This is a genomic window from Chloroflexota bacterium (genome assembly GCA_016197225.1).
GTDB lineage: Bacteria > Chloroflexota > Anaerolineae > Anaerolineales > VGOW01 > VGOW01.
Genome location: JACPWC010000029.1, coordinates 23,266 through 38,533, shown reverse-complemented (window position 1 = coordinate 38,533; position 15,268 = coordinate 23,266). Strand labels below are relative to the sequence as shown.

The following is a 15,268-nucleotide window of genomic DNA, read 5'->3' as shown; positions in this document are numbered from 1 at the left end:
AATGCACCGAGTGAACCACTCGGTGTTTCTATCTTGGAGTAGCAATGTTTGAAAGTGATCTGGCAACTATTGGGGACAAAATTACCGGCATCCTGGCCGGGCTGGGCATTTCCGGCGCGGGCGAGGTGAAGTGGCAACCGACTCCGTTTGCCGGGCAGTGGGGCATCGGCACGAACGTTTGCTTTCAGGCCGCCGCCGCCGAGGCGCGCTCAGGTAAGAAGGTGAACGTTCCGGCGCGGGCGCAGGAGTTGGCGGCGCTGGTGACTGAACAGTTGGGTGCGCTCGCCGGTTTTTCGCGTGTGGCCGCCGACAAAGCCTACGTCAACTTTTATTTTGATACGGCCACTTACGCCGCCCGCGTGGTGGAAGCCGCCGTTGTCGGGGGCAACGATTTTGGTCGTGGAGCGCCGAAGGGCGAGCGGGTGATGGTGGAGTATGCCCAACCGAACACCCATCACTCGTTTCACATCGGCCATGCGCGCAATGCCTTGTTAGGTGAAGCCCTGGCCCGGCTGGTGGAGTTCGCTGGGTTCGACACGGTTCGGGCTTCGTATCCAGGCGACGAAGGGTTGGGCGTGCTCACCTGCGTTTGGGCGTATCGCAAGTTTTATCGCGGCCAGGAGCCGCAAGGCGTGCACGAGCGCGGGCGCTGGCTGGCCAAGATTTACACTGAAGCCAATGCACTGGTGACTCTAAAGGAGAATGAAACAGCGGAAGAGAAGGCGCAACGCGAGGTCTACGACGCCGAGCGGCGCGACGTATACCGACTGTGGGACGCGGGTGATCCTGAGATTCGAGAGTTGTGGCGGATGACACGCCAGTGGAGCCTGGACGAACTGGACGACATTCTGAAGATGTTGGGCATCAAGATTGATGTGTTCTTCTTCGAGAGCGAAGCCAGCCTGCCCGGCAAAGAGATTGTGAAGGAATTGATCGAGCGCGGCATTGGTGATGACGAGCGGCCCACGGGCGGCCCGGTGATAGTGAAGATTGACGAGAAGTTGGGCCTGAAGAAGGAAAAGTATCGGACGGGCGTTATCTTGCGGAGCGACGGCACGACACTTTACCTGACCAAGGACCTGGCGCTGGCCAAGCAAAAGTTTGAGAAGTATCACGTTGACCGCTCAATCTATGTGGTAGACAGCCGGCAGAGCCTGCATCTACAGCAAGCTTTTAAAATTCTCGAGCTGTGGGGTTTTCCGCAGGCGGCCAAATGCCATCACTTGGCTTACGGCGTGGTGACACTGCCGGAAGGCGCCATGTCGTCGCGCAAAGGCAACGTTGTCTATTTCACCGATGTCGCCGACGAGGCGTACCGGCGAGTGCAGGCCATCATCGCCGAGAAGAATCCCGACCTTTCCGAGGAACAGCGCAACGGCGTGGCGCGCAAGGTGGGGCAGGGCGCAATTGTCTACGCCATGCTGGAAGTGGATAATTCGCGTGACATTGTCTTCAAGTGGGAAGAGGTGCTCAACTTTGATGGCAAGACCGCACCTTACATCCAAAATGCTTACGTCCGGGCGAACAGCATCTTGAAGAAAGCTGAGAACGTTCCACCGTCTTCGGCTTTGTTTGATTATCCGCTCACCCAGCATGAGGCGGAGCTAATCGATCTGCTTTCGCGTTTCCCGGCTACGGTGCAATTGGCGGCGCAGGAATACAAGCCATTGCACATGGCGAGCTACGCTTACGAACTTGCCAAGACCTTCCACAGTTTTTATCACAGCACGCCGGTTCTGCAAGCCGAGAGCGAGCAGGTGAAGAACGCCCGCCTGCGGCTGGTGGCCGCCGCGCGGCAAACGCTGGCCAATGCTCTGCGCCTGCTCAACATTCAGGCGCCGGATGTGATGTGACTATGTGACTTGAACCGCGAAGGCGCAAAGAACGCGAAGAAAACTTTGCGCTCTTTGCGTCTTTGCGGTGAAAGCTTCTGTTTTGTCTTTATCCATCATGGCCTCAAACTCTTCAACCCTTCAACCCACACAAGGCGCAATCGTCGTCGGCGCGTCGTCGGGCATTGGCGAGGCAGTGGCCCGCCGCCTGGCCCGCGAGGGCTACGCCGTGGCCCTCGTCGCCCGTCGCGCCGACCGCCTCCACCAGATTTGCGATGCGATCAACACTCAACTCGACCAGCGCCGCGCTTTCGCCTATCCACATGACGTGACTCAATTCGATCAAGCCCAGCCGCTCTTTCAATCTATCCTGCGTGACCTGGGTCGTATTGACGTTGTTGTATATGCCTCAGGCGTAATGCCGCCCGCCGGCCTCTCGGAGTTCAACTTCGAGAAAGACAAGGCGATGATTGAGGTGAATGTGCTGGGCGCGATGGCCTGGCTGGATCAGGCGGCGACGATGTTTGAACGAACGGGCGGCGGCCACATTATAGGCATCTCGTCGGTGGCCGGGGATCGCGGGCGCGTCATCAACCCCGTTTACAACTCCAGCAAAGCGGCGCTCACCACCTATCTCGAAGGCTTGCGTAATCGTCTGTCGCGCAAAGGCGTGCATGTGCTTACAGTCAAACCGGGTATGGTTGATACCGACATGCTCAAAGGCGTCAAGCGCAGAATGTGGGTCATCTCGGCTGAGCAAGTCGCCGCCGACGTTTGGTCGGCCATCAAGCGCCGCAAGCAGTCCATTTACATCCCGGCCCGCTGGGGGCTGATGATGTTCGTCATCCGCCACATCCCGTCGTTCATCTTCCGGCGGCTATCTATTTAGACGACGGACGACAGACGGTTGACGACCGTTGTCAGTTGTGTGTCGTCCATCATCCATCATCGCCTTCATGTCCTTTCCCTCTCTTGATCGTCTGACGCTTCTGCAAAACTTTGGCCGCTCGCTCGGCAGTCCCGCTTACCTCTACCGTCCAACTCACGTTGAGCAAATCGCCGGACTGTTTCGGCAGGCGGCGCAAAGCGGTTTCAGCCTCGGCTTGCGCGGGGCGGGGCGCAGTTACGTCGACGCTTCTCTCAACGGCGGCCAAATCGTCCTCGACCTGCAACGCATGAATCGGATTCTGGAGTGGAATCCGGAGACGGGGGTGATCAAAGTTGAACCGGGTGTGACGATTCAACGCTTGTGGGAGCACACGTTAGAGGATGGGTGGTGGCCGCCGGTTGTTCCCGGAACCATGTTCCCCACCCTCGGCGGCTGTCTCGGCATGAACATTCACGGCAAGAACAACTACGTCGCCGGGCCAATCGGCGAGCACGTCCTTGAGTTCACCGCGTTACTGCCGACCGGCGAAGAAATCACCTGCACGCCCGACGACGATTTGTTTTACGCCATGATCAGCGGCGTGGGCGTGCTGGGCGTGTTCACCTCAATCACCTTGAAGCTGAAGCGCATCTACTCCGGCAACCTGTGGGTGGAAGCCTGGGCCTCGCCAAACTTGCGGCAGATGATTGATGAGATGGAGCCGTTGAAGTCGGACAGCGATTACCTGGTGGGCTGGGTAGACGGCACGTGGGGCGGCAGTGGCCTGGGCCGGGGGCAGGTGCATCGCGCTCATTACCTGCACGACGGTGAAGACGCCAGTTCGATGCAAACACTCCGGCGCGAGTATCAGGTGTTGCCCGACACTTTTTTCGGGCTGGTTCCCAAGTCGGTGCTGTGGCTGTTCATGAGACCGTTCTTCAACAACCCCGGCGTCACTTTGGTCAACACGGCCAAATATGTAGCCTCGCGCACGTTGAGCCACCGCAAGACTTTTCTGCAATCCCTCGTGGCTTTCAATTTTCTGCTTGACTACGTGCCGAACTGGGAGAAGTCGTACGGGCGCGACGGGCTGATTCAATATCAGAGCTTTATTCCCAACGCCAGCGCCGCCGATGCCTTTGGCGAGATTCTCAAAACGACTCAGCGGCGCGGCCTCCCGAACTACCTGGCTGTGGTCAAGCGCCACCGCCCCGACAAGTTTTTGCTTTCCCACGCGGTGGACGGCTACTCGCTGGCGATGGATTTCAAAGTGACGAACGGCAATCGCGCCGCCCTGCAAGAACTCACCGACGACTTGAGCGAGATCGTTCTTCAAGCAAATGGCCGCTTCTACTTCGCCAAAGACAGCACACTTACTTCACATGCGGTGGCGAAGTCGCTAGGCGAGAAAACGCTGGCCCGCTTCGCCGAGTTCAAACGCCGCTGTGACCCGAACTGCCTCTTGCAAACCGAACTCTATCGGCGCTTGTTCTGTGCGCCGGATCAAAAAGGATAAATACCCATGACCAAACCTAAAGTTTTAATTTCCGACGGCCTTGCCGAAGACGGCATCAAATTGCTCCAGGGCGTGGCCGAGGTGGTGACGCAACCGAAGATCGCCGCCGACGAACTGATCGCCGCCCTGCCGCAGTATCAGGGCCTCGTCGTTCGCAGTCGCACCAAAGTGACGGCGAAAGTGATTGAGGCCGGGACGAGCCTGAAGGTGATTGGCCGGGCCGGGGTGGGTGTGGACAACATTGACGTGCCCGCGGCCCTGGCCAAAGGCATCACCGTTGTCAACTCACCGCTGGCCGCCACCGTGTCGGTGGCCGAACTGACGCTGGGCCTGATGTTGGCGCTGGCGCGTGAAATCCCTCGCGCCGACTCGGCCTTGAAAAAGGGCGAATGGCTGAAGAGCGGCTTGAGCGGTAGCGAGCTTTACGGCAAGACGCTGGGCCTGGTGGCCGTTGGCCGGATTGGGGCGGCAGTGGCCGGGCGCGCGGTGGCTCTGGGCATGCGGGTGATGGCTTACGACCCATTTCTCTCTGACGATGACGTTCGCCAGCGGCAGGCGCACCCCACCACCCTTGACGAATTGTTGGCCGTCTCCGATTACATTTCCATTCACTCGCCCCTTACCTCGCAAACCAAACATCTCATCAACGCCGACTCGTTCGCCAGAATGAAAAACGGCGTGCGCCTGATCTGCGCGGCGCGGGGCGGGGTGATTGACGAAGCCGCACTGCTGGCCGCGTTGGAGTCGGGCAAGGTGGCCGGGGCCGCCCTTGACGTGTTCGAGACCGAGCCGCCGGGCCTCACGCCGCTCACGACGCATCCCAAAGTGATCGGCACGCCGCACGTCGGGGCGCAAACCGCCGAGGCCCAGACCCGCGCCGGGGTTGACATTGCCGAAGAAGTGGCGGCGGTGTTGACGGGGAAAACGCCACGCTGGAAAGTCACCGCGTAGAAAACCCCAAATCCCAAAAGCCCAACTTCCAAAATGATTTCACCGCGAAGGCGCAACCCCGCAAAAAGAAGCGGGGCAGGCGGACGCAAAGAGATCAAGAAAAATCTTCGCGGTCTTGGCGTCTTCGCGGTTAATTCTTGCTTCCGATCAGAAGCGCCTTGAGTAAGCGCCTGTGCTTTTCAGAGAACGGCGCGCGCAGGGCCGAGCCGAGAGTCGCCAGCAGGCGATGGGCTTGAGCCTGACGCGCGCCGTAATGTTTCTCGATCACATACAGTTCGGAAAGAGTCACTCGCGTCAGCCGATCTTCGCCGAAAGTTTCCCCGGCGGCATTGCCGTGATGAATGACTTGCGCTTCGGGCGCGAATAACACTCGCCAGCCTGCCTGGCGGGCGCGGTAGCAAAAATCCCAATCTTCGCCGTACAAGAAAATAGACTCGTCGAAGCCGCCGATCTGCGCCCAGCACTCGCGGCGGATGAGCATGGCCGCGCCGAGTAGCCAATCAACAGAGACTTCGGAAGTCTCAACAGACTTCCGAAGTCTGCTGAAGCGGGCGGCGATGGTTTCAGCGAAGAAAAGGTGACGCTTCACTGCGCGCCAAAGGGTCGGGTCGGGAAACGTCGAACGCTGGCGGCGACCATCCCCATTCTGGGAGATCAGTGACGGGCCGATTATGCCGACTCGCGAGTCCTGAGTGGCGGCGAGGAGGGGCGGGAGGCTGGTCGGTAACAGTTGAACGTCGGGGTTGAGAAGAAATATCCAGGGTGTGACCGCCGCTTTGATCCCGATGTTGGCCGCCATCCCGAAACCGAGATTGCGCTCGTTGCGAATCGTCGCCAACTCAGCGGAGCCGTCGGTGGAAGCGTTGTCAACCACGATGGTTGGGCCCGGGAGAGTGGCGAGGCAACGTTCGAGATAAGCGCAAGTGTTATAACTGACGACGACGAAGGTGATCACTACGCTCCGTATCAAGCGCGAGTTGAACCCACCACGCGCTTCTCCGGCGGGCTGAGGCGGGCGCGCAGAAGTTTGTACTGGCGCACCAAGCCGATGGCGGCGTAGACCAGCCAGTTGAACGGAGCCGGGTAGTGGCTCTCGTAGTGCTTGCGATGAAAGACGCGCATGGCATCATAGAAAGCGTTGATCATGCGCTCCGGTCGTTTGCGCGTAGACGTGCCCTTGAGGTGCTTGACCACGACTTCAGGCCAGTAGACAACCCGGTAGCCTTGCTTTTTGATTCGCAGGTTGAGGTCAAGGTCTTCGCCGTACATGAAGAAGCTTTCGTCCATCAACCCGGCCTTGCAAATGGCTTCGCCGCGCATCAACATGCACGCGCCGACAACCGAGTCCACATCGGCGGTTTCGTCTTCAGGCAGGAAGGTCATGTTGTAGCGGCCAAAGCGCGAACTCTTCGGAAAAATTTTGGCGAGGCCGAAGATGTAATAAAACGACGTGAGCGGCGTCGGCTCGCCCCGGCGACAGGCCAGGTCGAGCGAGCCGTCGGCCAGCGCGAGTTTGGGGCCGAGCACACCAACGTCAGGATGCGAGTCCATGTGGTCAAGCATTCGGCGGAAGGCGTCGGGCGGTGTTTCAGTGTCCGGGTTGAGAAGCAGGGCGTAGCGAAACCGGGGCGAGTCGGGGAAACCGGCGGCCTTGAGGCCGAGGTTGTTGCCGAACGAGTAGCCGCCGTTTGCCCGTGAGTCGATCACTTCACACCAGCCGTGGTTCTGGCGAACGAACTCTGCCGTGCCGTCGTTGCCGCCGTTGTCCACCAAATAGACTGTGGCGCTCAAACCTTCAGTCGCGGCCCGGACGGTGCTCAGGCAAGCGGTGAGGAATTCTTTGGAGTTGTGGGAGACGATAATAATCGCAACGTCTTGCATCAGTTCAGGAGTCAGAAGTCAGAATTCAGGAGTCAGAAGCGAAAAATATTCTGGCTTCCGTATTCTGGCTCCTGAATTCTAAGCCTTTAGAATTTCCCCATAGCTCCACAATCTCAACCGCAACTTCTCGCCGCTTACCTTACCGGTCAGCCAGCCCTTGAGGGTGCGGGCCAGCCAGAACAGCAGGCCGACGACGGTGAGGCACTTGAGGGCGGTGTATTTCAGCAGGCCGTAGTTTTTGCGGTAGAAGTACGACTGGCTCTTGTAGAACTGGGCCGAGGACTTTTCGGGATTTTTGGATGTGCTGTGCGCGCCGAGGTGGGTGATGGTGGCCGCCGGCGTGTAGAGCAGTTTCCACCCGGCCCGCCGAGCGCGGTAGCACCAGTCGGTCTCCTCAAAGTAGATGCCGAACTTTTCGTCCATGCCCGGCAGTTGCTCGTAGAGTTTGCGGCGGAAGAGGAGAGTTGCGCCGAGGATGTGCTCAACTTCACGCTCGCGGTTATAGTCCTCGGGCAGATAGCGGCCATTCTGTTGCGAGTCTAGCGGGGCCAGCATTTCGAAGAAGCCGAAGAAGGCTTGTTTGAGGTCGGGGAAGCGGAAGGTGTTGTGTTGCAGTGAGCCGTCCGGGTTGACGACGCGCGGGGCGATCATACCTGCTTCAGGGCGCACGTCCGCAAACTCGACCAGCGCTTTCAGCGCGCCGGGATGAACGACGGTGTCCGGGTTGAGCATGAGGATGAGGGGCGCGGTGGCTTGCTTGAAGCCATAGTTGTTGCCGCCCGCGAATAGCAGGTTGCCATGATCTGCCAACAGTCGTGCCCAGGGAAATTCGTTGCGGATGACGTCAACCGTGCCGTCGGTCGAGCCGTTGTCTACGACGATGACTTCGACGGAAGACGGTGGACGACGGACGAAAGATGATAGTCGGTCGTCAGTCGTCGGTCGTCGGTCGTCATGTTCGTCGTCCCAGCCGCAAGGAATTGACTCAAGGCAATCGCGAATGACGGCGGCGGAGTTGTAGGTGACGATGACGATGGAAAGGGCGGGAGGCATACTTACTTGAAGAACTGTGCGATCCACCCAATCGAATTTGCCCCGGCGTAAGCCACAATCCACATCTTGATCACCTTGCCGATCAGCGTGGCTAAGAGGAACTTCGCCAGCGGCATCTTGAGTGTCCCGGCGGCGACACCGGCCAGATCGAAAATGGGAAGCGGTTGAATTGCTAGAACGATGATCGTGAACATGCCGTAGCGATCTGTCAACTCGTGCAGTCGTTGATAGAGCTTCGTTTTTCCCACAATGGCTTGCCCGGAGAACCCGGCCCCGTAGCCCGACAGCTCGCCAATCGTCGCCCCGATACCGGCGGCTACGCCAACCCAGAAAGGGTTGAAGACTAACACGCCCGCCGACGACTTCAAGGCCGCCATGGCAAACACCAGCGCCAGCGCCGGGGCAGGCAGAACAATCGTCGCGCTCCCCAGCACGTTGATGGCAAAAATCCCCGGATAGCCGAATCTCTGCAAGGTCTCTATTTGATCGCGGATCGAATAGATGAACACCGAGATGGCGATCACGGCCAGCAACACACCAATGCGGGCGGCGGTCAGTTTCCAGTTGGTGGGCTTGGTGGCAGACTCAGACAAGGCGTTTTCATGCTTTCCAGTCAACGAATTTTGAAACGAATAAACGAATACTTTGCCTTTGCGGCCATTCGTTTATTCGTTGCCCATTCGTTGACCGGAGCTCTGCCTATCATCAGTTCCCAATCTTCTCAATCAACGCCTGCACGCCTGCTTTATCCGCCTCCGGCGCGGCGGCCAACGCCTGGCTGGCGTAGTCCAATGCTTTGGCTTTGTCGCCCTTTTCCAGATAAATCTCGGCCAGCGTTTCCTGCACCGACCACACATTGTACTCCGGCCCGGCCACGCCAATTAAATCTTCGTAACTCGCAATCGCCGCATCCAAATTGCCAAGCGTCCTCTCCGCCGCCGCCAGCCCCAGCCGGGCGGTGAGCAAAGGCGGCGTGCCCGGTTTGAAGGCTTCGGCAGTGATGGCTTGCTGATAGTAGCCTGCCGCTTTTTCGTAATCGGCCAGTTGTGTCCCCGGGTCGCTCTCGACGGCGCCCGCCTGAGTCCAGTAATCGCCCAGGGCGGCATACGTCTCGTTGAACTTATCGTCCAGGCTCAACGACTTGTTAAATTTCTCCAGCGCGCTTCCGTAATCATTCTTCAAATTCAAATCGAAGCGCGCCCACTCATTCCAGAGGCTGGGGTTGTTCGGGCTGAGCATGAGGGCCGTTTCGTAGTGGCCGTTGGCAGCGTTGATGCGAACGTCGGCTTCGTTCGGGTCGGTTGTCGTGCGCGCCCAGCGTTGCAGTAGCCGCGCCAGGTTCGCGCTGTGATCGGGGTTGAGGGGATTGAGGGCCAGAGCTTCCTGCAATTCGCCCTGGGCCACATTCAAAATTGTCTCCTGCTCCACCCGGTCGGTCGAGCGGTTGGCGGCCTCCAAATAGGCCCGCCCCAAAAACAGATAATACTGATCCTGCTCCGGCGCAAGATTGATTGCCTGCTCGTAAAGCGGAATCGCCACATCCCACCGCGCCTGCCGATCCCAGGGTTGGGCTACCTTGTGAGCCATGTCGGCCTGCACCAAACGCGTATTTGAGAAATAGCCAAACATGATAGCCAGCGCCAGTAGAGCCGGGGCCAGCACCATCTGCGCCTTATTGCCCAGCAGTTCAACCGGCCACTCGGTTGCCAATGTGATTGCGCCAAACGCCAGCAAGACGGTCAGCCAGATCACAAAGCCGGAGATGACGCCGCCCACCAACCGCATCGTGCTCAAAAATTCTTGAATGTTTGCCGGTTCGCGGGCCGCAATCGCGCCCAGCGAACCAAGATAGTAGAACGCAAAGACCAGCCACACCAGGGCCGACCCGGCCAGCGTGATGAGCGCCCAACGTTCGTTTTCGCTCCAGGCAACGCCCACAAACCAGACAACGGCAAACAGCAACAACATCCCGAAACTCGTCGTCCCATTCAACTTCGTCAGCGACTCGGCCAGCATTCCGGCAACCGACGTCGTTTTATCGGCGTTGCCCAAAAAGTTGTAGCTCATCGTCGCCAGAATTAGGCTGTTGATGAAGATGGGGAAAAGGGCCGTGGCGGCGTTGGCGTTTGAGGGGCGTTTTTCGGTGGCGCGAGCCGCTCTCGCCCGTCGGCTTAACTTCGGTTCAGCCGTCTCTGTTTGTTGAGCTTTGGGTAAAACCCTCAGTGGCATCACCCAACCAACCACCAACAGCAGAGCCGCGTAAGTCCAAAAGTGCAAACGGGTCGAGACGGTGGCGATGCCGAAGTGAATCTCGGTGAAGTGGGCCACGATGCCGCCAAGCAGGGCGGTGATGATCAGCGCCTTCCACTCGTCTCCTTCGACTACGCGGCGCGCCTGCTCCGCATGAGCGGAGGCCACGTCGTTTGTGGTCGTAGTCGAAGGGCGCGTGCCGCTCCGCTCAGGATTCGACCTGAGAGTCCGGTTGAGGGCCAGCCAGGCCAGGTAAGCCAGTAAGCCGATCAACATGCCAAACGGCAGGCCAACGCCAAAATAGGCCGGGCCGCGCCAGGCCACCAGCGTCACAGCGCCAAGCGCACCGCCGCCAGCGTACAGCCCGACGTACAACCACTTGTCTTGCGGCGTGATCAGGCCCAGCCATTTTAAGCCGTAGTAAATCACTGCCGCGAACACGGTCAGGTAAGCCACCAGCCCCAGCACGCCGGTTGTCACCAACGCGTCGAAAGTTTCGTTGTGCGAACGATCCGGTGTGGCCGTGCGGGCTTCGTACTGGCCGATCTCGGCCGGGTAAAAACGGTTGTAGGCCACATACATGGACTCCGGCCCGTAACCGACGATGGGCCGAAGCAGGTTGAACGGGTCGGGCCGCCCGCCGGGGTACACAATTGGATCGTGCGGCAGGATCAGGTCAACCGCGCCCTTCCAGATCAACACCCGCACTTTGCTCGTGCCATCTTGCACCTCAAACACTCGACCGAGGCGGCCCAACGACGTTGTTTGCCGCAAGGACTCCAACGGCCCGTTTGGAATATTCAGGGTAATTAAAAACGCGGCGGCTACCCCGGCCAGTCCGAGGATGCCCAGCGTGACTTTCTTCTGTCTGAAGGCGAGTGACATTAAGATCGCCCAGAAAAACATTCCAGCCAGCAACCCCAGCCAGGGGCCGCGACTGCCGCTGAACCAGATCGCCACCAACTGCATCGCGCCGGTGAAGACGTAGACGGCGGCCAGGATGATGTTGCGAGTCAGCCCGGCTTCTTCGCGCAAGATTGCCCGGAAGGTTTGCGCGATGCGCATGGCTGTGAGCGGCACGACCATGATGAGGTAGGCGGCGATGAAGATGGCGTTGCCGAGGGTGGAGGTGATGCGTTGCGAAGTATCTTCGCCCCAGGGCAGAGGATCGATCCGCAGGCGTTGCATGACGCCGTACAGACTCACCGGCAGGCTGGCGTAGATGACGGTGTTGACGAGGCGCTCGACTTGCTCTTTGCGCCGCAGGTTGACGGCGACGGCGGCGAAGACGACGAGATAGGCCAGCGTCGTATACGTGCCTTGCAGGCGCGTGTACGATCCCCAGAAGCTGATGCGGGGCGTGAGGGAGAGCAGGGTTGAGAGGAGGGTGACGGCCAGCAGGGCGGCGACCGGCAGGGCCAGCGGCAACTGCCGGAACGACTCGAACTTGTGGCGCGGGTTGAAGGCGACGACTTCCCAACGCAGGCCGCGTTCTTCAATCAGCTTCACGGCCCACGCAGTCGCGATGATCAGCGCGATGCTTCGCACGAGCGCGATCTTGTCCGGCTCGAAGGTGCGGCTCGAATATGAGTTGAAGAACAGCGGGGCCAGCACTAGCGCCGCTAGCCAGCCCGCTTCCATCAGGCCTTCGCAGAAACGACTTAGTTTTGTGGAATGCATTCAATACTTGGACACGAAGGCACGAAGGCTCAAAGACTCAAAGAAAACTTGGTGTCTTAGCGCCTTGGTGTCTTTGTGTTGAGATTTTACCTTTGGCCGCAAACACTTTGGTATACCGCCTCCACCCTCTCCACCATCGTCTCCTGCCTAAACTCGCGCCGCGCGCGCGCTTGCCCGGCTTCGCCCATGCGCGCCCGCAAGGCTTCGTCGGCCAGCAGGCGGTTGAGGGCCTCGGCCAGCGCGGGCGGGGTGCGCGCCGGGACGACCAGCCCGGTCACGCCATCCTGCACCACGTAAGACGTGCCCGTGCCAAGCTCGGTTGTCACGCACGGCAAACCGGCGGCCATCGCTTCGAGCAAAACGATCCCAAACGCCTCCGAGCGCGCGCTGGCTGGCAGGACAAAAATGTCGGCGCTTCGATACAAAGCGGCCAACGCTTCATCGGGAACCGTGCCGAGAAAGCGCACCTTCTCGCCGAGCGCCAGTTCACCTGCCAGCCGCTCCCAGCCCGGCCTCATCGGCCCGTCGCCGGCCACGATCAAGTCGGCGTCAATCTCCGGCATGACCTTCAGCAAATCGCTCAGACCTTTGTAGTAGCGATGCCGCCCGACGAACAGCAGGGTCGGGCGCTCGCGGCGAGTCCGGGGCGGGGTTGCGAACCGCTCCACGTCTATGCCCAGCGGCAGAACCAGGCACTTGCTCCCCAGCCGCACCAACTCGGGTGACGATACCACATAATTCGGACTCGTCGCCAGGATGGCCTTTGCCCGACGCAGGCCCCAGCGCATCACTGGCCTGTAAAATGCGCCAATCACTTTTTGCCGCACCACCTCGCTGTGGTAGGTGATGATGGTTGGCCCGTGACCGCTTCCGCGCAACCAGTGACTCACTTCTCCAAACGGATAAGGAAAGTGCAGGTGAGTGATGTCAGGGTGTTCCTGCGCCAGCAGTCGCGGCAGTTCGGCGGAGAGCGGCGTGCTGGCAACCGTCCGCGCCCGCGCCGCCCGGATCACGCGCACGCCGTTCATCGTCGCAACTTCGGTGTGTGGCCCGGTGTGGCAAACCAGCACGCTCACCTCGTGCCCCCGCGCCGCCAGCCCTTCGGCCAACGTCCGAATGTGATTCTCGATGCCGCCCAGCACCGGGAAATAGTCTTTGTAAACGTGCAGGATTTTCATCAATACTCAATTCACAATGCGCAATTCTCAATTGTTGCGAGCGTGTTTTCCCATGTGAACCGTTTGACCCATTCAAACCCGGCTTCGATTTTTGACTCTCGCACTGCCAGATCATCTAACTGATTAACTGCCTCAGCCAGCGCCGCCGTCGTCATGTCATCGGCCATCACTGCCGCCTCACCCGCCGCCTCTTTCACCCCCGGCGCGGGCAGGCAGACAACCGGCGTGCCGCAGGCCATAGCTTCGACGACGGGTAGGCCGAAGCCTTCGCACAATGATGGGAACATTAGCCCGCGTGATGCTGAATACACGGCGGGCAAATCTTCTTCGGCAACGTAGGGCAAATTGCCACGCGAAGCGTGCCCTACGATGAGCAACGTCCGCCCCCTCATCGCCTCCACCGCCGCCCCTGTGTTCTTGTGCCATTTGCGCGAGCCGAAGCACAGCCAGAACTCGTCCGGCAAATCATACTTCTGTCGCACTCGCTCAGTTTCATCTCTCGTCGCTGGGCGAAACTTGGGGTCAAGCCCCGGCGGGCAGACATGCATCTTTTCGCGCGGCACGCCCAACGCCGCAATCTCCTCCCGCGCCGACTGGCTCAGCACGATCACCCGCTTCGCCGCAACGCCTGCTAATCGGTGAGCCAGACGATAAGCCAATTTTGCCAGAGGCGGCAAGCCCGGCCCAAGCAACGGCGTGGCGTCGTACAAAGTTACCACTGCCGGACACGGCAACATATAAGGCATCAGGTAGTACGGCGAGTAATAAACATCTGCGCCGCGACTCTTCAACGGCACATCAATCTGCGCCAGCGGCGAGCGCACACTGAAACTCTCGCGCCGCAATCCTCCAATCTCAAATCTCGTATTTCTCAACGCCGGATCAACGATGGTCACACCCACGCGCTCGCCCAGCGCCCACCACAATCCAAACGCATAGCGCCCGATGCCGGGATAATGATCGCCTATCGTCCGCGCATCAAACGCCAGCAACATCTTGCCACACCTGTTCCAGCCGCCGCGTCATCGCCCCCAACTCGAATCTTGCCAGCGCCCGCTCGCGTCCCTCGCGCCCCAGCCGCGCCCGCGTGACCGCGTCCATTTTCAACGCCTCAGCTAATGCTTCAACGTCGCCAGTGGGAACAAGTAAACCGGCGTTGCCCACCACTTCGGCGGTTGCCCCGGCGCGAGAGGCAATCACCGGCACGCCGGCCAGCATCGCTTGAACAAGGACACGTCCAAATGGTTCAGGTCGAGTCGAAGCGTGAATAAAAATATCGCTTGCGGCGAGAATGTCGCGCACGTCCGATCGCTGGCCCAGAAACTGAATCTCGCCGTTGAGGGCCGCCAACTCAGCCTTCAACCCCTTGCCCCCCAATTCCCCTTCCGACTCATCCTCACCGCCGACGATGACCCCGGCCACGTTCGCCAATTTTACCGCCCGCGCAAAAACTGCGTGCCCTTTCCAGCGCACCAGCCGCGCAATCATCACGGCTACCGGCTTGCCCGTGTTTAGTGTGAGCTTCGTTTGTGGTTGTGTGTCAGGTAGGCCATCGGGGATGATGATGGTTTTAGCAGGACTCGGCGAGCAACGACCGGCGATGAACGACGACACGGTGATGATGCGTTTGGGAATGGACGACAGGGTCGCCGCCAGCGGCAGGGGAAACGTGTCGTCGGCCAACCGCCAGACGAGCGGCGCGCCGGAGACTCGCGCCGCCACCGCGCCAATTGCGTGGGTGCGAGCCGTCGTCGTCATCATCACGTCCGCTTGCGCGTGACGGGCAACCGCCGCCAGCCTCAGCCCGGCGGTAATCATCGCCGCCAAATTCTCGCGCACGCGCGGCATTGGCAGGCGGCGAACGTCAACATCGCGAAACTCGACACGACTGGCTGTGTCAGTAGCCATCGTCAGCGTGAACTTCTCGCGATCCATTGCGCCGATCAAATCTGTAATCATCGCTTCTACGCCGCCAAAGATTGGCGCGTGATCAACGATGAGAACTTTCAGTTTGTTGCTCATAAAATCTCACCGCGAAGACGCGAAGGGCGCGAAGGTT

At 59.8% G+C, this 15,268-nt stretch carries 12 protein-coding genes; 4 read left to right on the top strand and 8 right to left on the bottom strand.

The genetic code is table 11. From position 1 onward, the window contains the following. The first annotated feature begins 44 nt into the window (after positions 1-44). From argS to HYZ49_05295, 4 genes are all read left to right on the top strand, one after another. Positions 45-1,853 (top strand): arginine--tRNA ligase, encoded by a 1,809-nt coding sequence (argS, locus tag HYZ49_05310; GenBank protein ID MBI3241694.1) that lies wholly within the window; start codon positions 45-47, stop codon positions 1,851-1,853. A gap of 97 nt (positions 1,854-1,950) precedes the next feature. Then, positions 1,951-2,721: an SDR family NAD(P)-dependent oxidoreductase gene (locus HYZ49_05305; protein ID MBI3241693.1), complete on the top strand. Its 771-nt coding sequence runs from the start codon at positions 1,951-1,953 to the stop codon at positions 2,719-2,721. Between the two features lie 67 nt (positions 2,722-2,788). Then, the gene (locus HYZ49_05300) at positions 2,789-4,216 is read left to right on the top strand and encodes an FAD-binding oxidoreductase (GenBank protein MBI3241692.1); all 1,428 of its coding nucleotides are present in this window, start codon (positions 2,789-2,791) and stop codon (positions 4,214-4,216) included. A gap of 6 nt (positions 4,217-4,222) precedes the next feature. Then, complete coding sequence (locus HYZ49_05295; GenBank protein MBI3241691.1) at positions 4,223-5,167, top strand: hypothetical protein; 945 nt, start codon at positions 4,223-4,225, stop codon at positions 5,165-5,167. A 130-nt stretch (positions 5,168-5,297) separates the two neighbouring features. Here the strand turns inward: HYZ49_05295 and HYZ49_05290 are convergent, their stop codons facing one another. The 8 genes from HYZ49_05290 to HYZ49_05255 all read right to left on the bottom strand — a co-directional run bounded on the left by HYZ49_05290 (position 5,298) and on the right by HYZ49_05255 (position 15,231). Continuing rightward, positions 5,298-6,122 carry a glycosyltransferase family 2 protein gene (locus HYZ49_05290; GenBank protein MBI3241690.1) on the bottom strand — a complete coding sequence of 275 codons (825 nt, stop codon included), beginning with the start codon at positions 6,120-6,122 and terminating at the stop codon, positions 5,298-5,300. Between the two features lie 11 nt (positions 6,123-6,133). Then, the gene (locus HYZ49_05285; protein ID MBI3241689.1) at positions 6,134-7,048 is read right to left on the bottom strand and encodes a glycosyltransferase family 2 protein; all 915 of its coding nucleotides are present in this window, start codon (positions 7,046-7,048) and stop codon (positions 6,134-6,136) included. A 78-nt stretch (positions 7,049-7,126) separates the two neighbouring features. Beyond that, entirely contained in the window at positions 7,127-8,101 is a 975-nt protein-coding gene (locus tag HYZ49_05280; GenBank protein MBI3241688.1) for a glycosyltransferase family 2 protein, read from the bottom strand. 2 nt (positions 8,102-8,103) lie between these two features. Continuing rightward, entirely contained in the window at positions 8,104-8,694 is a 591-nt protein-coding gene (locus tag HYZ49_05275) for a VTT domain-containing protein (protein ID MBI3241687.1), read from the bottom strand. 112 nt (positions 8,695-8,806) lie between these two features. Then, positions 8,807-12,031, bottom strand: a complete 3,225-nt coding sequence (locus HYZ49_05270) for an O-antigen ligase family protein (protein MBI3241686.1) — start codon at positions 12,029-12,031, stop codon at positions 8,807-8,809. A gap of 86 nt (positions 12,032-12,117) precedes the next feature. Further along, positions 12,118-13,209 carry a glycosyltransferase gene (locus HYZ49_05265; GenBank protein MBI3241685.1) on the bottom strand — a complete coding sequence of 364 codons (1,092 nt, stop codon included), beginning with the start codon at positions 13,207-13,209 and terminating at the stop codon, positions 12,118-12,120. A gap of 11 nt (positions 13,210-13,220) precedes the next feature. Then, positions 13,221-14,204, bottom strand: coding sequence for a glycosyltransferase family 4 protein (locus HYZ49_05260; protein ID MBI3241684.1), 984 nt, complete (start codon positions 14,202-14,204; stop codon positions 13,221-13,223). Then, on the bottom strand, positions 14,188-15,231 hold the full coding sequence (locus HYZ49_05255) for a glycosyltransferase family 4 protein (GenBank protein MBI3241683.1): 1,044 nt from the start codon (positions 15,229-15,231) through the stop codon (positions 14,188-14,190). The genes HYZ49_05260 and HYZ49_05255 overlap by 17 nt, the downstream gene beginning before the upstream one ends. Positions 15,232-15,268: the final 37 nt, after the last annotated feature.